General features: G+C 68.7%; 19 protein-coding genes. 11 read left to right on the forward strand and 8 right to left on the reverse strand.

The window, feature by feature from the left end:
- The first annotated feature begins 12 nt into the window (after positions 1-12).
- Both K8O92_29290 and K8O92_29295 read left to right on the forward strand, forming a co-directional pair.
- Positions 13-1,422: an MFS transporter gene (locus K8O92_29290; GenBank protein UAK31798.1), complete on the forward strand. Its 1,410-nt coding sequence runs from the start codon at positions 13-15 to the stop codon at positions 1,420-1,422.
- A 202-nt stretch (positions 1,423-1,624) separates the two neighbouring features.
- Positions 1,625-1,993 (forward strand): DUF4345 domain-containing protein, encoded by a 369-nt coding sequence (locus K8O92_29295; GenBank protein UAK31799.1) that lies wholly within the window; start codon positions 1,625-1,627, stop codon positions 1,991-1,993.
- Between the two features lie 22 nt (positions 1,994-2,015).
- On the opposite strand, the gene K8O92_29300 is transcribed toward K8O92_29295, so the two are convergent.
- Entirely contained in the window at positions 2,016-3,413 is a 1,398-nt protein-coding gene (locus K8O92_29300) for an amino acid permease (protein ID UAK36010.1), read from the reverse strand.
- A gap of 258 nt (positions 3,414-3,671) precedes the next feature.
- On the opposite strand from K8O92_29300, the gene K8O92_29305 reads away from it, so the two are divergent.
- Positions 3,672-4,859, forward strand: a complete 1,188-nt coding sequence (locus K8O92_29305; protein UAK31800.1) for a beta-lactamase family protein — start codon at positions 3,672-3,674, stop codon at positions 4,857-4,859.
- Positions 4,860-4,927: 68 nt separating this feature from the next.
- A complete protein-coding gene (locus tag K8O92_29310) occupies positions 4,928-5,920 on the forward strand; it encodes an LLM class flavin-dependent oxidoreductase (GenBank protein ID UAK31801.1) in 993 nt (330 codons plus the stop codon).
- 10 nt (positions 5,921-5,930) lie between these two features.
- On the opposite strand, the gene K8O92_29315 is transcribed toward K8O92_29310, so the two are convergent.
- A complete protein-coding gene (locus K8O92_29315; protein UAK31802.1) occupies positions 5,931-6,767 on the reverse strand; it encodes an NADPH-dependent oxidoreductase in 837 nt (278 codons plus the stop codon).
- A gap of 101 nt (positions 6,768-6,868) precedes the next feature.
- Between K8O92_29315 and K8O92_29320 the strand changes: the two genes are divergently transcribed.
- A complete protein-coding gene (locus K8O92_29320) occupies positions 6,869-7,624 on the forward strand; it encodes a siderophore-interacting protein (protein ID UAK31803.1) in 756 nt (251 codons plus the stop codon).
- A gap of 54 nt (positions 7,625-7,678) precedes the next feature.
- On the opposite strand, the gene K8O92_29325 is transcribed toward K8O92_29320, so the two are convergent.
- From K8O92_29325 to K8O92_29350, 6 genes are all read right to left on the reverse strand, one after another.
- The gene (locus K8O92_29325) at positions 7,679-8,434 is read right to left on the reverse strand and encodes an HD domain-containing protein (protein UAK36011.1); all 756 of its coding nucleotides are present in this window, start codon (positions 8,432-8,434) and stop codon (positions 7,679-7,681) included.
- A 346-nt stretch (positions 8,435-8,780) separates the two neighbouring features.
- On the reverse strand, positions 8,781-9,992 hold the full coding sequence (locus tag K8O92_29330; GenBank protein ID UAK31804.1) for a NupC/NupG family nucleoside CNT transporter: 1,212 nt from the start codon (positions 9,990-9,992) through the stop codon (positions 8,781-8,783).
- A gap of 160 nt (positions 9,993-10,152) precedes the next feature.
- Complete coding sequence (locus K8O92_29335) at positions 10,153-11,205, reverse strand: ABC transporter substrate-binding protein (protein UAK31805.1); 1,053 nt, start codon at positions 11,203-11,205, stop codon at positions 10,153-10,155.
- 2 nt (positions 11,206-11,207) lie between these two features.
- The gene (locus K8O92_29340; protein UAK31806.1) at positions 11,208-12,095 is read right to left on the reverse strand and encodes an ABC transporter permease; all 888 of its coding nucleotides are present in this window, start codon (positions 12,093-12,095) and stop codon (positions 11,208-11,210) included.
- Positions 12,085-12,891: an ABC transporter ATP-binding protein gene (locus tag K8O92_29345; protein ID UAK31807.1), complete on the reverse strand. Its 807-nt coding sequence runs from the start codon at positions 12,889-12,891 to the stop codon at positions 12,085-12,087. Before K8O92_29345 ends, K8O92_29340 begins: the two co-directional genes overlap by 11 nt.
- Before the next feature lie 473 nt (positions 12,892-13,364).
- Positions 13,365-13,649: a hypothetical protein gene (locus tag K8O92_29350; protein ID UAK31808.1), complete on the reverse strand. Its 285-nt coding sequence runs from the start codon at positions 13,647-13,649 to the stop codon at positions 13,365-13,367.
- Between the two features lie 338 nt (positions 13,650-13,987).
- Here K8O92_29350 and K8O92_29355 point away from each other — a divergent pair, with 338 nt between their 5' ends.
- From K8O92_29355 to K8O92_29380, 6 genes are all read left to right on the forward strand, one after another.
- Positions 13,988-15,676: a sensor histidine kinase gene (locus K8O92_29355; protein UAK31809.1), complete on the forward strand. Its 1,689-nt coding sequence runs from the start codon at positions 13,988-13,990 to the stop codon at positions 15,674-15,676.
- Positions 15,658-16,332, forward strand: coding sequence for a response regulator (locus tag K8O92_29360; GenBank protein ID UAK31810.1), 675 nt, complete (start codon positions 15,658-15,660; stop codon positions 16,330-16,332). Before K8O92_29355 ends, K8O92_29360 begins: the two co-directional genes overlap by 19 nt.
- A gap of 284 nt (positions 16,333-16,616) precedes the next feature.
- Entirely contained in the window at positions 16,617-17,669 is a 1,053-nt protein-coding gene (locus tag K8O92_29365) for a Gfo/Idh/MocA family oxidoreductase (GenBank protein ID UAK31811.1), read from the forward strand.
- A gap of 89 nt (positions 17,670-17,758) precedes the next feature.
- Complete coding sequence (locus tag K8O92_29370; protein ID UAK31812.1) at positions 17,759-18,649, forward strand: bile acid:sodium symporter family protein; 891 nt, start codon at positions 17,759-17,761, stop codon at positions 18,647-18,649.
- Between the two features lie 87 nt (positions 18,650-18,736).
- A complete protein-coding gene (locus K8O92_29375; GenBank protein UAK31813.1) occupies positions 18,737-20,413 on the forward strand; it encodes a protein kinase in 1,677 nt (558 codons plus the stop codon).
- An 80-nt stretch (positions 20,414-20,493) separates the two neighbouring features.
- Positions 20,494-21,288 carry a M50 family metallopeptidase gene (locus K8O92_29380; protein ID UAK31814.1) on the forward strand — a complete coding sequence of 265 codons (795 nt, stop codon included), beginning with the start codon at positions 20,494-20,496 and terminating at the stop codon, positions 21,286-21,288.
- Positions 21,289-21,427: the final 139 nt, after the last annotated feature.

Genomic DNA, 21,427 nt, shown 5'->3' on the forward strand with positions numbered 1-21,427 from the left:
AGAGGGGCCCCGGTGGCGACCGAGACTGTGCCCGCGTCCATCGGCCTGCGCTCCGAGCGCGGGGCCATCCTCGGTTCGCTGATGCTGGCGACAGCGTTGGTCGCGCTGGATTCGACGGTCATCGCCACGGCGGTGCTCACCATCACCGACAGCCTCGGCGGCTTCGCGCAGTTCCCCTGGCTGTTCTCCATCTATCTGCTGGCGCAAGCGGTGACGGTGCCGATCTACGGCAAGCTCGCCGACACCGTGGGCCGCAAACCGGTGATCCTGTTCGGGATCACCATCTTCGCGCTGGGCTCGCTGCTGTGCGGCATGGCGACCAGCATGCTCGGCCTGATCATCTTCCGCGCCGTGCAGGGCATCGGCGCGGGAGCGATCCAGCCGATGACCATGACGATCGCGGGCGATCTGTACACGCTGTCGGAACGCGCCAGGGTGCAGGGTTATCTGGCCAGCGTGTGGGCCATGTCCAGTGTGGCGGGCCCGGTGCTGGGCGGCTTGTTCGCCGAGTACGTCAGCTGGCGCTGGATCTTCCTGATCAATCTTCCGCTCTGCGCGCTGGCCGCGTGGATGCTGGTGCGCAGCTTCGCCGAGAGCGCGCCGCGGCGCGGGCAGAGCGTCGACTATGCGGGCGCGGCACTGCTGACCGTCGGCGCGGGCGCGGTGATCCTCGGATTGCTCGAAGGCGGCCAGGCGTGGGCCTGGTCCTCTCCCGTCGGCATCGGCATCTTCGTGGGCGGCGCGGCCATGCTGGTGTCGTTCGTGCTGGTGGAACGCCGAGCGCGGAATCCTATCCTGCCGTTGTGGGTGTTCACCCGCCGCGTGGTGATCGCCAGCAGCCTGGTGTCGGTTCTGGTCGGCGCCATCGTGCTCGGAGCGACCTCGTATGTCCCGACGTTCACCCAAGGCGTGCTCGGTACCGGGGCGCTGGTGGCAGGCTTGACGGTCGGCGCGCTCAGCCTGGGCTGGCCGTTGGCCGCTTCGCTGGCCGGGAAGGTGTACTTGCGCCTCGGCTTTCGTACGACCGCGCTGATCGGCAGCGGTTCGGCCGCCCTCGGCGCGGCGAGCACGCTGCTGATCACGCAGCACTCGACGGTGTGGCAGATCGCCGCGTCCTGTTTCGTGATCGGCGCCGGCATGGGCTTGGTCGCGACCCCGACCCTGATCGCGGCGCAGACCAGCGCCGAATGGACCGAGCGGGGCGTGGTCACCTCGGCCAACATGTTCGCGCGTTCGATCGGCAGTGCGGTGGGCGTCGCGGTGTTCGGCGCGATCGTGAACTCCGAGGTCGGCCCCACCGACCATCCGGCGCCCGCCACGCTGGCCTCGGCGGTCCATCTGGTCTTCGTCACCATCGCGGCGATGGCCGTGGTCCTCCTGGTCGCGGCGGCCATGATGCCGCGACGCTCGGAGAGTGCCTGACGTCCGTGCTGGGCCAGGCGACCGTCGGCTCGGTCACTCCGTGGTCGGGCTCACCGACCATTCCGACCACAGCCTGAGTGATCCGATCGGTCGAGCGCGCCGGTCCGGGCGACGCGTCGGAAGCGGCGGGTTTTCGGAAGCGGCGGCTCCCGACTCGGTACAAGCTGGGTTTTCCAACCGAACCGAAACCTTGGAGGTCGCAGTGGCACAGGCCGTATGCGGAATCGTCGGCGTCTTCTTTTTGGGCATGGGTGTGTACGCGCTCGCCGCACCCGTCGCACTGATTCGGCCGTTCGGCATCCACCTCACCGAACCGAGCGCACGCTACGAGGTCCGCGCCGTCTACGGCGGCTTCGGCGTGGCGATGGCGGCGGTGCTCGCGGTGGCCGCCGCGGACCTGGGTTCCCTGCGCTCCGGGATCATGGTCGCCGTCGCCGCCGCGCTGGCGGGCATGGCCCTCGGCCGGGTGGCGGCCGCCGTGCTCGACGAGCGGACCGCCTTCTACCCGAACTGGTTCTACTGCGGCGTCGAGGCGCTCGGCGCCGCGGTCCTGTTCCTCACCGCCCGGTGAGCCCGCGACCAGCGCCCGATCGCTACCTGCTGTGCACGCTGCCTGTGGCCGCGCCGGACTTGCTCAGCTTGCGCAACCCCAGGTAGCCGGCCGACACCAGCGCCGCCCACACCACGCCCACGACGATCGCCGTGCGCCCGCTGTCGGTGAACAACAGCAGCACGACCACCAGCCCGAGGAAGGCCAGCGCCAGGACGGTGGTGTACGGCGCGGCGGGCAGCCGGTAGTCGCTCGCGGGCAGCTCGCCGCGGGCCACCTTCGCACGGTAGAGCAGGTGGCAGACCAAGATGACGCCCCAGACGAAGATGATGCCGATGGTCGACACCGAGGTGATGTAGGCGAAAGCCTTGTCCGGGGAGATGACGTTGACGACCACGCCGAGCACCATCGCCGCCGCCGACGCGGTGATGCCGACATAGGGCACCGCGTTCGTGCTCAGTTTGTTCAGCCGGGCAGGGGCCTCACCGTGCAACGAGAGGGTGCGCAGCATCCGGCCGGTGGAGTAGATGCCCGAGTTGCACGACGACAGCGCCGCGGTGAGCAGCACGAAGTTCACGATGCCCGCCGCGCCGGGGATGCCGATCTGCTCGAAGACCTCCACGAACGGGCTCTTGCCCGCGTGGAAATTGCGCCAGCTGGACACCGACATGATCACCACGAGCGCGCCGACGTAGAACAGGCCGATCCGGAACGGCAGCGTGTTGATCGCCTTGCGCAGCGTCTTGCGGGGCTCGCGCGCCTCTCCGGCGGTGACGCCGACCAATTCCACGCCGACGTAGGCGAACAGCACGATCTGCAACACCAGCAGCGACTGGCCGATGCCGTTGGGGAAAACGCCGCCGTCGGCCCACAGATTGGTGACGGTGGGATCGGAGGCGTGACCGAAGCCGAACAGCAGCACGCCGATGCCGAGCAGGATCATGCCGATGATCGCGGTCACCTTGATGGCGGAGAACCAGAACTCGCCCTCGCCGAACAGCCGCACCGAGATCAGGTTGGCGCCGAACATGACCGCCAGCACGACCAGCGCGGTGATCCACGGCACGATGTCGAACCAGTACTCGACGTACTTACCCGCCACGGTGATCTCGGCCATGCAGGTGGCCACCCACACCGCCCAGTACGACCATCCGGTCACGAAACCGGCGAAGCGGCCGAGGAACTCGTGGGCGTATTCGGCGAAACTGCCCGAGATCGGCCGATAGGTCAGCAGTTCGCCGAGTGCGCGCATGATCACGAAGATGGCCAGGCCCGCCGCCAGGTAGGCGAGGATGAGGCCGGGGCCCGCCTGCTCGATCGCACCGCCCGCGCCGTAGAACAGACCGGTGCCGATCGCGCCGCCGATGGCGATCATCTGGATGGTGCGCGGGCTCAGGCCCCGGGCATAGCCCTCCGAGTCCCCGCTGTCCGCCGGATCCAACGGTCCGGCATCCTGAAGGTGACGGTCGGAGGCGGTCATATCGTGGTCCTTCCCCTCGCTGGGCCGCGACGCGACGACGCCGGTCGCCGGCCGGTGCGCCGAACACCCGATGTCGGACCATCGCGCGTTCGGCCTGAATCAGCTCGTCACGCTACCGCCCCGATGGGACGCGTCGTTTCCGGGCCGCTCCAGGCCGCCCATCTATCGGAGCTGCGTTCCGGCGTGCCATCATCGGTTCCCCCACTGAGAGCATTTGTCATGACCGTTTTGCCAGCCGGGCGCTCGCGGGCGGTCCGCTATGCGCTCCGCACGACCGTTGTCCTGCTCGTGATCGTCGCCGTCCTGGTCGGCGCGGCGTTCGCGACAACGGCGGTCCTGCACATTCCGTCGCCGCCGACGCTGCTGCGGCTCATGACCGACCCACCCTCCGAGCAGGGCGCGTTGTTCGAGAGCCGGACGGTGACCGCCTCCCCCGCCCCGCGCCCGTTGCCGGTCGCCCCGCGGCCGCTGCCCGACCGCGTGCCCTGGAAGGGCTCGCAGCTCTCGATCGCCGACTTCCTCGACGCCACGCACACCAACTCGTTCCTGGTCCTGCGCGGCGGCGCGCGCACGCACGAGTGGTATCGCGACGGCGTCACGGCGACCACCCGCCAGTCCTCCTGGTCGGTGGCGAAGTCCATCGTGTCGCTGCTGACCGGCCGGGCGATCGCCGCGGGGAAGCTCCGCGAGGACGACCGCCTGGTGCAGATCCTGCCCGAGCTGACCACCGGCGGCGCGTACGACACCGTCACCATTCGCGAACTGCTGGACATGGCCTCCGGTGTCGACGTCTCGGAGAACTACAACAAGTACATGCCTCTGACCGGTACGGCCCGGATGTACCTCACCGAGGATCTCGCCGGGTTCGTCCGCGAACACCACGGCCTGCGGTTCCCGCCCGGCAGCAAGGGCGAGTACCGCAGCGTGGACACCCAGTTGCTGGGCATGGCGCTGGCTCGGGTCGAGGGCGTGGCGCTGAGCGAGCTGTTGGAGCGTGACCTCTGGGCTCCGATCGGCGCCGAGGACGACGCGTTGTGGAATCTCGATCGCGCCGGCGGCCAGGAGAAGGGGTTCTGCTGCCTGAACGCGACGGCCCGCGACTTCGCCAAGATCGGGCAGTTGGTGCTGGACGACGGGCGGGTGGGCGACGCGCAGATCGTGCCGAGGGCATGGATCGAGCGCATCCGCACCCCGGCCCCGCACCGGGTGGGCGACTGGCCCTACACCGCGCAGTGGTGGCACCCGACCGGCGGGGACGGCGCCGACCTCACCGCCGTCGGCGTCTACGGGCAGTACGTCTACGTCGACCCGCCCAGCGGCACCGTCATCGTCAAGCTCAGCGACCACGGCACCACCCAGGACGAGCAGGAGATCATCGAGGTGTTCCGGGCGATCGCGCGCGGCTGAGCCTTCCGGCGAAATACACCCGGGACGCCGGGCGTTGGCACTGGAGATCGGCACTCTGGAGGAGATAGATGATCGACGTCCCGCTGTCCGTACTGGACCTGGCGCCGGTGCAGTCCGGTCGCACCGTCGGCGAGGGGCTCGACGCGACCACCGAATTGGCCCGGCGCACCGAAGCTTTGGGCTACCACCGCTTCTGGGTCGCCGAACATCACAACATGCCCGGCATCGCCAGTTCGGCGCCGAGCGTGCTCCTGGCCCACTTGGCGGCGGCCACGTCGACCATCCGGGTAGGTTCCGGCGGGGTGATGCTGCCCAACCACGCTCCGCTGGTGGTCGCCGAGCAGTTCGGCACCCTGCACGCGCTGCATCCCGGGCGGATCGACCTGGGCCTCGGCCGCGCGCCGGGCACCGACCAGGCGACAGCCCGCGCGCTGCGGCGCACCGCCGACGGGCTCTCGGCGGAGTCGTTCCCCCAGGAACTGGCCGCCTTGCTCGGCTACTTTCGCGGCGCCGATCCCGGCGGCATCGCCGCGACGCCGGGCCGCGGCGAGGAGCCGGAGATCTGGCTGCTGGGTTCCAGCGGTTACAGCGCCCAGGTGGCCGCCGTGCTCGGATTGCCGTTCGCGTTCGCCCACCACATCAGCCCCGACAACACCGAGCCCGCGCTGGCCCTGTACCGCGAGCACTTCCGGCCCTCGGAGCGCCTGGAGCGTCCGCACGCGATGGTGGCGGTCGCGGCGATCTGCGCGGACACCGACAAGCGCGCGGAAGCTCTGGCCGGTCCGCGCGATCTGGCCTTTCTGAATCTGGTGCGTGGCACGCCGCAGGCGCTCGCCACGCCGGAGGAAGCGGCCGCCTTCCGCCCGTCGGAACACGAGCGCGTGTTCATCCGGCAGCGCCGGGCCGGCCAGTTGCTCGGTTCGCCGGAAACGGTGCGCGGTCAGCTCGCGGACCTGCTGCGGCGCACCCAAGCCGACGAGCTGATGATCAACACTCTGGTCTACGACATCGACGACCGCGCCCGATCGTTCGAACTGCTCACCGAGAAGGTCGCGGCTTGATGCGGCAGGGTCAGTGCAGCCGGAAGCCGTGGTTGGTCAGCGACTCGCGCAGCCGGTGCCTGCCGCTCAGCGCCGCCGCCGAGGCCAGCCTGGCCAGCACGCGTTCGGTCCAGGAATGCGAGAGCTGTTGCTCGGCATAGAATTCCGCGATCCGGGTCTCGTACTCGGCGACGTGCGCGCGCTGCGCGTCCAGATCGTAGGTCTCCCGGTGCAGGACGGCCTCCTGCGGCAGCCGCGGCTTCACCCGCGCGTCCTCGGCGGGGTCGGGATGGCCGACCACCAGGCCGAAGACCGCGAACACCCGCGGCGGCAGGCCCAGCTCGGCCGCCACCTCTTCCGGCTTGTTGCGCAGCGCACCGATGTAGACGGTGCCGAGCCCGAGCGATTCGGCCGCCACGACCGCGTTCTGCGCCGCCAGCGCGGCGTCGATGAATCCGACGTAGCTCGATTCGAGGTAGTCCGCGCCCTCCAGCGGCGCGTTCCGGTCGTCGGCGAGCTGGCGTGCGCGCGCGAAATCGGCCGTCCAGACCAGCAGCAGCGGCGCCTGCACGATGTGGGCCTGATCGCCCGCGAGCGCGGCCAAACGCGCCTTGCGCCGCGGGTCACGCACCGCGACGACGCTCCAGACCTGGAGGTTCGACGAGGTCGGCGCGGACTGCGCCGCGGAGATCAGCAGGCGCAGCGTGGCGTCGGACACCGGGTCGGACAGATAGCTGCGCACCGAGCGATGTTCGTGCAGCACCTGCAACACCGGGTTCCACTGCGCGGGTTCGACCGGCCGGGGGTCGCGATAGCGCTGTTGCACGGCGTGGGTCGGTGTCGGCACGGACTTCGTCATGGCGCTCATCTTCCCGCTCGGGCGGCGCGCCGTCAGCGGTTGCCCGCACCCTGAGCGGAACGCAGGTAGGGTAAGTAAGGCAATCCTAATTAATCCAATCGGAGGTTCCCTTGGCACGCCCCCGCACCACCTTCACGGTGCAACGCACCGAATGGCTGACCCCGCACCTGATCCGGGTGCATCTCGGCGGCCCCGGCTGGGCCTCGTTCCGGCCCAGCGAGTTCACCGACTCGTACGTGAAGTTCATCTTCGAGCAGGACGGCAACGAGGTGCTGCGCACCTACACCGTCCGTTCGGTGGACGCCGTGGCCGGGGAGATCGCGGTGGACTTCGTCTTCCATGGCGCCGAAGGCATCGCGGGACCGTGGGCCGCCGAGGTTCAGCCGGGCGCGACCATCGACGTGTACGGCCCCGGCGGCGCCTACTCCCCCCGGCCGGATGCCGACTGGCATCTGCTGGCCGGTGACGAGGCGGCGTTGCCCGCCATCGCCGCGGCCTTCGAGGCCATGCCCGGCGAGGCGACCGGGCTGGCGTACGTCGAAGTCGCGGGCCCGGACGACGAGCTGCCGCTGAAGAAGCCGGACGGCATCGAGCTGACCTGGCTGCACCGCGGCGTGCGCCCGCCGGGCGAATTGCTCGCCGAAACCGTCCGCGCCGCGCCGTGGGCGCCGGGGCAGGTCCAGGTGTTCATCCACGGCGAGGCCAAGGCGGTCATGCAGGATCTGCGCCGCTACGTGCGCAGGGAACGCGGTGTCCCCGCCGAGTGGGCGGCGTCGATCTCCGGGTACTGGCGTCGCGGCCGCACCGAGGAAGGCTTCCGGGAATGGAAGGCGCAACAGCGGGCGACCGAGGAAGCCGACGGCTGAACCGGCAGCCTCCGCTGTGCGCCCCCGCCGCACCACCCGCGGGGCATGGGGAGCTCAGTCGCGCCAGCCGCTCGACGCGAGAATCTCGTCCCAGGTCAGAGACGGCAGTTCCGGATGGCGCTGTTGCAGGATCAAACCCGCCAGGCTGCCGGGCGGGGCCTTGCACGGATTCGCCAGAGCTTGGGTTTCGACCGCCGCGCCGAGCGCGCGACTGCCGCCCAGCCGCGGATACGCGGCGTGCACCAGGTCGGCGAAACCGGGCGGCAGGTCCGTCGGCGCGCCGCCGACGTCGACACCGATGCCGTCCACGGCGATCCAGGTTTCCGGCGGCCTGCGGCGGCGCCACACCGGCGAGTCGGTGAAACCGGACAGGTGCGCGGCGATCGTGTCCCAGATCGTGTCCACTCTGGCGTCGGTGACGCCGTTGTCCTCGAGGAATCGCGCGGCGTAGTCGGCGCCGTCGATCTCGAATCTCTGGTCGCCATCGGCGAGGTCGGCCAGACCGATGTCGTGCAGTGCGCATATGAGGTACATGGTCTCCTCGTCGTAGTCCGCACCGGGCCGCAGGCCCTGCCGTTCGGCGACGGCGCGGCCGAAGAGGAAGCCCCGCACGCTGTGATTGCGGAGGAACGGCGGCAGGTGGGTGTCGATCAGCGCACTCACCCTGCCCGCCAACGAGGTGGTCGGGAGACTGAGCGGAAGTGGTTGTGCGGTAGCAGGTTTCGCGGCGACGACGTAGGCGCTCGCGGCGATCTCCTGCCGGAACAGGCGGCTGAGGTGACGTTCGCTCAGCGCGGCACGGGCGGCCATGGCGGCCAGGCTGTGGTCGGCGCACAGGTCGGCGATCACCGCGTCGACCACCTGACGCACGCTGTCGGTGCGTGGCGTCGGGATACTCGTACGCACGCTGAATTGCGACTGGCCGCCGGGCCGGTGCAGGAACACGACGAGATGTCTGGCCAGCGAACGCGCGAGTTCGGCGCCGTGCTCCTCTTCCACCAGCGCCAGCGCCATGTCGATTCCCGCGGTGACGCCCGCGGATGTGACGATCGGACCGTCGCGCACATAGATGGTCTCGAGCCACGGGGCCGGGTCCGCAAGGACACGTAACCCACAGATCCGGACACACGATATGCGTCGGTCGTCTGCTTCCGGCTCAACTCAACAGGCCGACGAGCGTGGCGGACAGGAAGCTGACCAGGGTGGCGCCGTAGAGCAGGCGCAGCCCGGTGCGGGCGATGACGGTTCCCTGTTTCTCACTGAGGCTGCGGACCGCACCGGTGACGATGGCGATCGTGGAGAAGTTCGCGAACGACACCAGGTAGGTGGACACGATCGCGACGGTGCGGTCGGACAGTCCATCGTGTTGTTCGCGCAATTCCTGCATGGCGACCACCTCGTTGGACACCAATTTGGTGCCCATGAACCGGCCCGCGTCCGCCGCCTCGTGCCACGGGATGCCGGTCAGCCACGCCAACGGGGCGAAGACGTGCCCCATCACGTCCTGGAACGTGGTGCCGTTGAACAGGGCGGCGAAGATGCCGTTGACCATGGCCAGCAGGGCGATGAATCCGATCAGCATGGCCGCGACGGTGAAGGCGACCTTGAAACCGACCAGGATGTAGTCGGTGAGCATTTCGAAGAACGACTGCGACTTGCGACCGGCGGCGATCTCCGCGCCGAGCAATTCGGCATCGTCGGCGTCGGTGACGGAGTAGGGATTGATCAGCGCGCACACCACGAATGCGCCGAGCATGTTCAGCATGATCGCCGCTGTCACGTACTTCGGGTCGACGAGCTGCATGTAAGCGCCGAGAATGGCCGCCGAGACCGTCGACATCGCCGACGCGGCCAGGGTGTACATCCGCTGCGGCGGGATGTCCTCCAGCATGCCGCGCAGCGAGATGAAGACTTCCGACTGCCCGAGAATGGCGGCGGCCACCGCGTTGAACGATTCGATCTTGCCGAACCCGCTCACCCACGACAGCAGCAGGCCGAGGAACTTGATGATCAGCGGCAGCACCCGCAGGTGTTGCAGGATGCCGATCAGGGCGGAGACGAACACGATGGGCATCAGGACCGAGAACAGGAACGCGGGCCCGCTCCTGCCGGTGTTCGGCAGGTCGCCGAAGATGAACGCGGTGCCCTGGGCGGCGTAGCCGAGTATGTGCGCGAAACTGTCGCTGACGGCGCGGATCACGGTCTGCCCGACGCCGGTTTTGAGCAGTAGGAAACCGAGCGCGAGCTGCGCGACCAGCAGGACCGCGATGCGCGGCAGCCGACCGGCGGCGGCGCGGCGGTCGGTACTCGGCAACCAAGCCAGCAGCAGGAAGCACACCAGCCCGGCGAACCCGATCAGATAATGCACGCGCACCTCGGATGCCGTGCCGGGTAACCGCTTCTGGGAGCACCTCTCATGTCGGTCTATGGTGCGGTGCCCCCACAGTTGAGAAGTTCGCGAGTTCCACCGGCCGCGCCGCCCGAGAGAACGCGAGCTCTCGGGCGGTGCGGCTGGGTACCCGCCGGTGCTACTGGCGCGGCGCGCGCAACGCCTGCTCCACGAATTTCGTGGTGTAGGTCTCGGACAGGTCTATGCGATCGCGCACGGGGCGCACGTTCTTCGAGTACTTCCCGAGGATGTCGAGCACGTTCTGCGCCCCCTCGGGTTTCATCAACCCGTCGCCGTTGAACATGCCGATCGAGTCGCGAATCGACTGGACGTACAGGTCCTTGCCCGCGCTCGCGTACTGCGAGGGCATCTTCTCCGCGATCTCCTCCGGGGTGTGCGTCTGGATCCATTGCAGCGTCTGCACGAACGCGGTGGCCAGCTTCTGCACGATCTCCGGGTGGGCATCGACGGTCGCGCAACTCATGTACAGCGACGTCGCCGGATACAACCCGCCCAGGGCGGCCCTCGTCCCCGCCTCGGTGCGCATGTCGACCAGGATCCGCGCTTGGCCGGAGTTCACCATCTGCGCCACCGTGGGGTCGGTGGTCATGCCCGCGTCGATGCCGTCGTGGTTCATGCCCGCGATGAAGGTTTGTCCCGCACCGACTTTCACCCGCGTGTAGTCCGCGGTGGTCATGCCCTCCTTGCCGGTGAGCGCCTGGGTGAGGAAGTCGGTCGAGGAACCGAGCGAGGTGACGCCCAGATTCCTGCCGCGCAGGTCGGCGATAGACGTGACGGTGGCCGCGTCGGCCGCCGAGACGAGTTCCACCTCGCCCGGCACGTCCGACATCTGCACCACCGAGCGGATGCACTGGTCCTTGGCCTGCAGGTCGATGGTGTGGTCGTAGAATCCGACCACACCTTGCACGTCACCGCTGAGCAGTGCGGTTTCCGCGGTGGCGCCGGACTGCTCGCCGAGCAGCTTCACATCGATGTCGTTGCTTTTGAACAATCCCAGCTGCTGGGTGAGCATGGCGGGCAGGTAGATCACCTTCTCCAGCCCGCCCACCATGATGGTGATCTGAGGGCGGCCGTCGGCCATCGGAATGACGCGCGAGTCGCGGCATCCGGTGGTCAGCAGCAGTGCCGCGATCGCGGCGACGACGAGCGCCCAATGCTTGCGACGGTTCATGATCAGATCCCGTGGTTCGATGTCGCCTGCGACGGCCGCCATTTCAGCAACCGGTTCTCCGCCATGCCGATCCCCCACTCCGCGATCAGTGCGATCACCGTGATGATGATCATGCCCGCGTAGATTCCCGCCGAGTCGAAGGTGCCCTGCGCATTGCTGATCAGCAGGCCCAGACCTTTACTCGCACCCGCGTATTCGCCCACCACCGCGCCGATCAGGGCAAAGCCGAAGGCGGTGTGCAGACTGGACAGAATCCAGGTGGTCGCGCTCGGCAGCACGATCGACATCAGCACTTGCCTGCGGCTCGCGCCGAGGATGCGGGCATTGTTGATCACGTTGCCGTCCACCTCGCGTGCCCCGGTGAACGCGTTGAAGAACACCGCGAAGAACACCAGCACCACCACCGTCGCCACCTTCGAACTCAACCCGAGGCCGAACCAGATGATGAACAGCGAGGCGAGCACGATACGCGGAACCGCGTTGAGCGCCTTGATGAACGGCGCGAGCACTTCGGCCCAGTACCGGCTGCGGCCCAGCAGCACGCCGAGCACGACGCCGGCCACCGTGCCGATGACGAAACCGAGCACGGCCTCCTGCACAGTGGTGTAGATCTGCAACCAGATCGTCCCGAATTGGGTTCCCTCGGTGAACCATTCGACCAACCGCGCCCAGATCAGCGAGGGCTTGGAATAGAAGAAGGGGTCGATCCACACCGTCGCGGTGAGTTCCCACGCGCCCAGCCACAGCGCCACCAGCGCCGCGCGCAGCCCCCAGGTGCGCAGGCGAGCGCGGCGCGCGTTGGTCCGCACCCGGGCCAGGATCTGCTCTTCGGTCTCGTTCTCCAGTACCGGCTCGGTCACGGCATCCTGGACGAGTACGTCATGCGACACGGGAGGCTCCCTTCGCTCGGGCCGCCTCGACCTGGTCGCGCAGCGTTTCCCAGATTTCCTTGTAGATGTCGCGGAACTCGATGGTCAAGCGCACGTCTTCGACGCTGCGCGGCCGGGCCAAGCCGACAGTGAAGTCCCCGCAGACGGTGGCGGGGCTCGCGGTCATGACCACCACCCGGTCGGCGAGCACGATCGCCTCCTCCAAGTCGTGCGTGACGAAGATGACCGCCGCGTTGGTGCCCGCCCAGACCCGCAGCAACTCGTCCTGCATGAGCTGGCGGGTCTGCACGTCCAGCGCGCTGAACGGCTCGTCCATCAGCAGGATCTCCGGTTCGTTGACCAGCGTCTGCGCCAGTGCGACGCGCTTGCGCATGCCGCCGGACAGCTGGTGCGGGTAGTAGCTCTCGAACCCGGCCAGGCCGACCGTGCGCACCCACCCGGCTGCTTTCGCCCGCGCGTCGGCTTTCGACGCGCCGCGCAGGCGCGGGCCGAACGCGACGTTGTCCAGCACGCTCTTCCAAGGCAGCACCGCGTCCTGCTGGAACATGTAGCCGATGCCGTCCGGAATGCCGTCCACGTCCTTGCCGCGCACCAGCGTCCGGCCCGCCGAGGCCGGTTCCAGGCCGGACACCAGCGAGAGCGTGGTGGACTTCCCGCATCCGGTCGGGCCGACTACGGCGACGAATTCGCCGGGCCGCACCTCGAGGTTCAAATTCCGAACGGCGGTGTGGATTCCGCCGCCGGTGCCGGGGAAGCGCTTGGTGGCGCTCCGCAGCTCGATGAGTGATTGCGTCATTGCTTCCTACTCCTGCGAGATCGGGATAGGGCGACCGTACGTGTCCGGCGTCACATGACGGAGCTTGTGCGCACAACCGCCCCAAACGCGGGATTTGCCGCTTTTGCGCATTCTGCACAGGCTCCATAGGAGGTGAGACCGCCGCAGCCGGACGACGTGTCCGCAACCTTCATGCCTGGATCCGTTTCGTCTCATGGGTCTCGAGAATGTCGACCCGATATACGTCGGTCCGGCCGGTCAGTCGACTGGCGAGATAAAGCGCGCGGTGCAGATTCCCGGTACGGATGCACTCGGACTGATACGCCTGCCCATCGGCATCGCGGTAGTGCACACGGTATCCGTATCTCTCCACTTCTTTCATCGTCGTCGAATTCCTGCTCCAGGAGACATTCCATCCGGGTCGCGCCGGCCATCGTCGATCGCGGAACCGCCGCCGTGGGGGATGAACAGGGAACGACATACACCTCGACGTGTCATGCCGGCAATTCCATGAGGTGCGCATTGCCGCGGGCCGCGAGGAAATCCAGTAGGCAGATGCGCGGCATCGCCATCCCGGACAGGTGGCCCGCGAGCGTTACGACCACATGCGCTCCCGAGCGGCGACACGCGTGCACGAGCTCGGCGAACGCGTGCGGAACCGAGCAGGTCTGCGGTGACGGCTCGTGGAACACCGCCCCGAACTCATAGTCGTGCTCCCTGGCGAATGCCTCCAGCTGGGCCTGGCACCGGGAGATTTCCGAATCCTCCAGCAAGTCCAAGCGAAGGTATCCGTACACCAGCGGCCGGCCCCTCGGGCCAGTGGACCACTCGACATCCCCCGTATTGCTGTTCCCCTTGTTGATAGTGCTCATGGTGCGTCTCGGATCGATGGTGGATGATCAAGAGCGAGTATTGTTTTCGGCCCTGGAGAAGTGCTTCGTTGCGCTTCCGGCTCGATGAGTGATTGCGCCATTGCTCACTTCTCGAGATCGAGATAAGCGAACCGTACGTGTTCTGCGTCACAACGTGGAGCTTGTGCGCGCAACAGACACAAACGCGAAATTCGCAGGTTTTGCGCGTTCTGCTCATACGGGTGCGAGTGGTCTATGCTGCGGCTATGGCCAGTGAGGGCGCGAGGGCCGTGCGGTTGCGGACACAAGTTCTGCTGTCGCAGATCGTCGTCGTCACGCTGACGCTGGGCGTCGCGTTCGCGGTATTCGGCTACCTCAGCGATCAGCGGCTGCGCGACACCTATGGGCAGCGCGCGCTGGCCGTCGCGCGGACGGTCGCCGCCGACCCGGTGGTGCGCCGCGAGGTGGCCCGGTATGCGCCGGGCACCATCAGCGATGATTCCGCTACATATCAGGAGCTCGCCACGGGCCCACTGGAGCGGCTGGCAGTCGACGCCACTCTGAGCAACCGGGCATTGTTCGTGGTGATCGTCGACGACGCGGGCATCCGACTAGCGCATCCGGATCCCGGCCGGCTCGCCGAACACGTCAGCACCGACCCGTCCGCGGCGCTCGCGGGCCGGGAGTCGATCACCGAGGAACGCGGCACGCTCGGCGACTCGGTGCGCGCGAAAGTCCCGGTTCGAGCCCCTGATTCCGAGCAGGTGGTCGGCGCGGTGAGCGTCGGCATCTCCACCGACGCGGTGCGCGATCAGCTGCTCGACGATCTGCGCACCGCGGGCGCGCTGGTCGGCGCTGCGCTGCTGGTCGGCATCGCGGGCTCGATCCTGCTCGCCCGGCGATGGCGGGGCCTGACGCTCGGACTGGAGCCGGACGAACTGGCCGAACTGGTTCGCGGCCAAGCCGCCGTGTTGCACGGCATCGGCGGCGGCGTGCTCGCCGTCGACGCGTCGTGGCGGACGACCTTCGTCAACGACGAGGCACGCAGGCTGCTCGGTATCGCGCCGGATATCGGGCGGCCGGTGGCGGAGATCGGGTTGACGCGCCGGGTGCTGGAGACATTTCGCCGGATGGACGAGCAGCCCTCCCCGGCGACGGTCGGTTCGCACGCCGTCGTCGTCTCGGCGCGCCGGGTCAGCCGGGAAGGACGCGACCTCGGCGCGGTGCTCACCGTACGCGACCGCACCGACGTGGAATCGCTGACCAGGCAGTTGGACGCCGTGCAGTCGATGAGCACGGTGCTGCGCGCGCAGCGCCACGAGTTCTCCAACAAGATGCATCTGATCAGCGGCCTGCTGCACAGCGGGCGGGTCGAGGAGGCCTCGCGATCGATCGACGAACTGGTCGGCGCGGGCCCGCTCGGCGCCGCGACACCCGGCATCGACGCCATCCATGACGCCTACCTCCAGGCATTCCTGGCCGCCAAGGCCGCGCACGCCAGGGAGAACGGCGTGGAGCTCGTGCTCGGAGCCAACACGTGGGTCGAGGGCGATCTCATCGATCCGGTGGACGTGACGACGGTGCTGGGCAATCTGCTCGACAACGCGATGGAGGCCGTCCGCGCCACCGACCGTCCCGTTCGTCAGGTGGAAGTCGAGCTGGTACAGGAGGATTCGACATTGCACATCACGGTCGCCGACAGCGGAGACGGAGTCGCGCCCGGGCTGGTCGACACGCTGTTCACCGAGGGGATCTCCACCCGGGAGGACCACGGCGCTCCCGGCGGACGCGGGGTCGGCCTGGCCCTCATCCGCCAGATCGCGCGCGCCCACGGCGGTGACGTGCGGCTGTCCAGCCCGGGTGGCGGCAGGCCGCCGCTCACCGGCGCCGAATTCATCGCGCGCATGCCGGGCGTGCTCGTCGGCAGGGAGGTGCCGTGGCCACAACAGCTCTGACCGCCCTCGTCGTCGACGACGACTTCCGGGTGGCGAATCTGCACGCCGGAATAGTCGAATCCATCGCGGGGTTCACCGTGGCGGGCACCGCCAACACCCTCGCCGCCGCGCGGACGCTCATCGCGGCGCAGCCGGTCGACCTGGCGCTGGTCGACATCTACCTTCCCGATGGTTCCGGCATCGACTTCGTCCGCGAGATCCGCTGCGACGCCATGATTCTCACCGCGTCAACGGAGAGCGACGCCGTGCGAGCGGCGATCACGGCGGGCGCGCTGGCCTACCTGATCAAGCCGTTCCCGCACACCGAATTGGCCGCGCGGCTGGCCGCGTACGCCCGCTACCGGCGCATCCTCGCCGCACCACAGATCGACAACACCCGGGTGTCGGCCGCGCTGCACGCACTGCGCCCCACCGCCACCACGACGGCACCGGCCACGGCGGCGCCTTCCCCCACGAAAGACCTTGTCCTGCGATCCATTCACGAGGCGGGCGCACCACTGTCCGCCGGTGAGGTGGCCACGGCCATCGGCGTCTCCCGCGCCACCGCCCAACGCTACCTCGCCGCCCTCGTCTCGAGCGGCGCCGTGCGCATGCGCCTACGGTACGGCAGCACCGGACGGCCCGAGCAGGAGTACTCGGCGGCGACCCCGCACTGAACGAACGGCCCGCCGCGGTCGTTGACGCGGTGCGGATGGGAATGGCTGTGCCGTCGGCTCGTGCGGCGCACGCGCGGTGTCGGGCACGCAGCCGAGCAGTCGATACCAGCACGCGAGGATGACGAGTCCGAGGATCGGGCCATCACGGCAGCGGGCGGCGAGTTCCGCCGGAAATGTCCGCGATGTAGTGGTTCGTCGGCGAGCCGCACTCGTCCATCACCCGGAAGATTCGCGTCCGTGCTCCCGAGCCCCGACACGGGGCGGTACGACGGTAGCGTCGCGGTATGAGCATCCTCGACGTCGCCATTGTGGGCTATGGCTTGGCTGGGTCGGTGTTCCACGCTCCGCTGATCGCCGCCGAGCCTCGGATGCGGGTGGCGGCGGTCGTCACGTCGTCGGCGGAACGCGCCGAGCAGGCACGTCGCGAGCACCCGGGTGTGCGTGTGGTCGCGCGGGCCGAGGAGTTGTTCGCCGCGCCGACCGGGATCGATCTGGTCGTGATCGCGACGCCCAACCACACGCACGCGCCGCTGGCCGGGCGGGCGCTCGACGCCGGGTTGCCGGTGGTGGTGGACAAACCGTTCGCGGTGTCGGTGGCCGACGCCGAAGACCTCGTCGCGCGAGCGGAGCGGGCCGGGGTCGCTCTGTCGGTCTTCCAGAACCGGCGCTGGGACGGCGACTTCCGTACCGTGCGCGAACTCGTGCGCACCGGAAAGCTGGGCGTGGTGCGCCGTTTCGAGTCACGGTTCGAACGCTGGCGTCCGGTGCCGAAAGGCGGCTGGCGGGAGATCGGCACCGACGAAGAGGGCGCGGGCATCCTGCTCGACCTCGGCAGCCACCTGGTGGATCAGGTGGTGACGCTGTTCGGGCCGGTGCGCTCGGTCTATTGCGAGCTGGACCGGCGGCGCGAGGGGATCACCACCGACGACGACGCGTTCGTCGCGCTCACCCACACCGGCGGCGTCCGCTCCCACTTGTGGATGAGCGCCGTCGCCCCCCATCTCGGTCCGCGTTTCCGGGTACTCGGGTCGGCGGCCGGTTATGTCACCTACGGCCTGGACCCGCAGGAGGACGCGCTGCGGTCCGGTCGCCGCCCGGACGACGGATCGCCGTGGGGGACGGTAGACCCCGACCGCTGGGGCGTCCTGGGCGCTGAATCCGGCTTCGCGCCCACACCAACCGCGCCCGGCGATTACCCGGCGTTCTACTCCGCGATGGCTGCCGCGCTACTCGACGGCGCGCCGGTTCCGGTCGATCCGCGCGACGCCGTCATCACCGTGGGCCTGCTGGCGAAAGCACGCGAGTCGGCGGCCAGGGGTGTGACCGTCACCGCCTGATCGGGGCTGGCCACCTCCGCCGTGAGTCGATAACGTCGATTCCCGGATCGGCCGGGCGGAACCGGCCCTTCGGCGGAGAGGAGATCCGAATGGGTTCATCGGTTTTCGCGGTGTTCCTGCCGCCTGCCTTGGCCCTGGTCATGTTCGGGCTCGGATTGACCTTGACGATCGACGATTTCGCGCGCGTGCTGCGCTACCCCAAAGCGGCGGTGATCGCGCTGGCCTGCCAGATGGTGGTGCTGCCCGCAGTGTGCCTCGGCCTGATCCAGCTGTTCGGGCTCGAAGGCGCACTGGCCGCGGGCATGATGCTGCTGGCCGCGTCGCCGGGCGGCGCGTCGGCCAACCTGTTCAGTCACATCGCCGGAGGCAACGTGGCGCTGAACATCACGCTCACCGCGATCAATTCGGTGCTCGCGGTGTTCACCATGCCGGTGGTGGTCGCGCTGTCCTACGCGTTGTTCCTCGAAGGCGAAGGATCGGTCGGACTGCGCCCGGACAAATTCGCCCAGGTCTTCGCCATCGTGCTCGTGCCGGTCGCGATCGGCATGCTGGTGCACCGGCGGTTCCCCGGGTGGTCGCGGCGGATGCGCGGCGCGGTCAAGATCCTGTCCGTCGTGGTCCTCGTGCTGGTGATCGCGGCCGGAGTGGGGACGAATCTGGACGTGCTGTCGGAGCACGTCGGGAAGCTGGCGGCGATCTGCCTGACCTTCGCCGTGATCAGTCTGGCCGTCGGCTACTTCGTCCCCCGGCTGTGGCGGGTGGAAACCGAACAGGCGATCGCCTCGGCCATGGAGATCGGCGTGCACAACGCGGCGCTCGCGATCGCCGTCGCCGCTTCGGTGTTGCACAACGACACCATGGCCGTCCCGGGCGCGGTGTACGGAGTTCTGATGAACATTCCCGCGGCGGGCGCGGCATATCTGCTGGCCAGGCGCGCCCGTCGGGAGCAGCCCGCGGCGGCGCCGAGCATGGCGGGTTAGCGGCGGCAGCGGGCTGCCCGGACACCGACGTGCCCGATCGGTAGCCTCTCGGAGGATCGACGCCATTCGAAGGGAACAAGCTGCGCCATGCAACCGCTCGGCACGAACGATCCGACGCGGATCGGGGACTACCGTCTGCTCGGCGTGCTCGGCGCGGGTGGCATGGGGCGGGTCTACCTGGGACGGAACGCGGGTGGCCGCACCGTCGCGGTCAAGGTCATCCGTCCGGACATGATCGACGCCGAATTCCGTGAGCGCTTCCGGCGCGAGGTCGCCTCGGCGCGACGGGTCGGCGGAAGGTTCACCGCGCCAGTGCTCGACGCCGACGTGGACGCCGATCCGCCGTGGCTGGCCACCGGCTACGTGGCGGGGTTCTCGCTGGCCGACGCGGTCGACCGGTTCGGGCCGTTCACCGAGAACTCGCTGCTCGTGCTGGCGCACGGGCTGATCGAGGCCTTGACGGCGGTCCATGGGGCCGGTGTGGTGCATCGCGACCTCAAGCCGTCGAATGTCCTGCTGGCCCTCGACGGTCCCAAGGTGATCGATTTCGGCATCGCCCGCGCTGTCGACGACAGCAAGCTCACCACCACCGGAAAGGTGATCGGCTCACCGGGATTCATGTGTCCCGAGCAGGTGACCGGCGATCCGGTCGGCCCGGCCGCGGACGTCTTCGCCTTGGGCGGCGTCCTCGTATTCGCGGCGACCGGTCACGGACCGTTCGGCGTCGGCGAAACGGTGCAGATGCTGTGGCGGGTGGTCTACGAGGACCCCCAGCTCGACGACGTGCCCGAACGGCTGCGCCCGCTGGTGGCGGCCTGCCTGACCAAGGACGCCGCGGCCCGCCCGGCTCCCGACCAACTACTCGCCCGCCTCACCGCGCTCGGCATACCCGACCGCGGCGGCTGGCTGCCCGCGCCGGTGCTCGAGGAGGTCGGCCGCCGCGCGGTCGAGCTACTGAACCTGGACTCCGGCCCATTCGACCGGCAGTTTCCGGCACCTGCTGCCTCGAACCCGGCGCGCACCGCCGACACCATGGTCCGCCGCCCCCTTGACAACCCCCATTACACACCGGGCGACCTCGGACCATCGGTACCTATGCAGACCGGTCGTTTCGGCCTGTCCCAGGCACCTCCTACGTTCACACAACCACCCCACCACCCCGCGCACCAGAGCGCGCCTCGATCCGGTCCGGTCACCACCACTGCGCCCCCTCCGCGCCGCACGAGGAGCGCTCTGCTGATCGCCGGCGCGCTCGTAGTCTGCGTCGCGGTCGCCGTCGCCGCCTTCGTCGTAGGCGCCCAGCTGCGGAAGCAGGATCCGACCGATTCGACCGTGCAGACCACGCGTCCCAACCGCGATGTCGCCACAGCCACCGCAACGCCGACCGGTGACGCGGATACGACCGGCGACAGTCCTGCCGGCACGAGTGTTCCGCAGGCTTTCGTCGGGGAGTGGACAGGCGTCGCGCGCGACTTCCTCGCGTCGTTCGACATCGAGCTGACCATTCGAGACGGTGAAGTGGGCCAGGAGATCGCGCAGTCGTCGAACACCGGCAAATTGAGCGGCCAACGATGTTCACGTGCCGAGACACTGACCGGCGCGGGCGAGACAGAGCTGACATTCGTCGCACGGCTCTCGGGCGGCGCGGCCGACTGCCAGGACAACGGCTCTCGGTCGACGGTCACGTTGCGGCCGGACGGTTCGCTTTCCTACAGTTTCACCGGCATCCTCGGCAATATCGAAGGGGTGCTGCGCAAGAAGTGAGGCCCGGACGGTCATGGTTCGACGCCGCCGGTGAACGCATGCCCCGAGCGCGGGCGTGGTCGGGCGGTTAAGGTGCGGCGGTGGAGAGAGCGGAATTTGTCGAGCGCGGTGCTTCCATCGCCGAACGTCTGACGACCACTCAGGCGCAACCGCCGTGGTGGCTGGTGGTGGCGGCCGCGGTGGCGGCGCTCGTGCTGGTGGGTTACACCCCCATCTGGCGGTTCACCCGCAATATCGTCACCATCGCGCACGAAGGCGGGCACGCGCTGGTCGCGCTGCTCACCGGCCGCAAGCTCAACAGCATCCGGTTGCATTCGGACACTTCGGGGCTCACGGTGTCGAGTGGAAAACCCTACGGCCTCGGGATGATCCTCACCACGATGGCGGGTTATCCGGCGCCGCCGCTGCTCGGTCTGGGGTTCGCCGCTCTGCTGGGCGCGAGCCGGATCACCCTGATGCTCTGGACCGCCATCGTCCTGCTCGCCGCGGTCCTGATCAAGATCAGGAACATCTACGGCGGCATCACCGTACTCGGGCTCGCGGCGGTGGTCTTCGTCGTCTCCTGGTTCGGAACCGACACTCTGCAAGCGGGTTTCGCGTACCTGGGCGCCTGGTTCCTGCTGTTCGCCGGGGCACGTCCGGTGATCGAACTGCAAAGGGGCCGATCGCGGCAGCAGCGTTCCCGTTATCAGGACGTCGATTCCGACGCCGATCAGCTCGCCCGGCTCACCCGGCTGCCCGGCCTACTGTGGGTTCTCGTGTTCGGCACGATCGCCGTGGGCTCACTGCTGGTCGGTGCGTGGCTGCTCGTCTCCGCGATCGCCGAGATCTGCCTGCCGGGCGCGCCCGCCAGCTCCTGCTTCGCCGCGCGCTGACCGCCGCGGCCACACTGCGCGGTGCGCTGGGGTCGATTAGGCTCCGATCCTGCCCCGTGCCAACGCGTTTACTCGCGGCGGCACATCGCCGAGCGCACCCACGGCGGCTGCCCGGCGCAGAACGCGATTCACGACCCCC

It is taken from the genome of Nocardia asteroides (assembly GCA_019930625.1).
GTDB classification, from domain to species: domain Bacteria; phylum Actinomycetota; class Actinomycetes; order Mycobacteriales; family Mycobacteriaceae; genus Nocardia; species Nocardia sputi.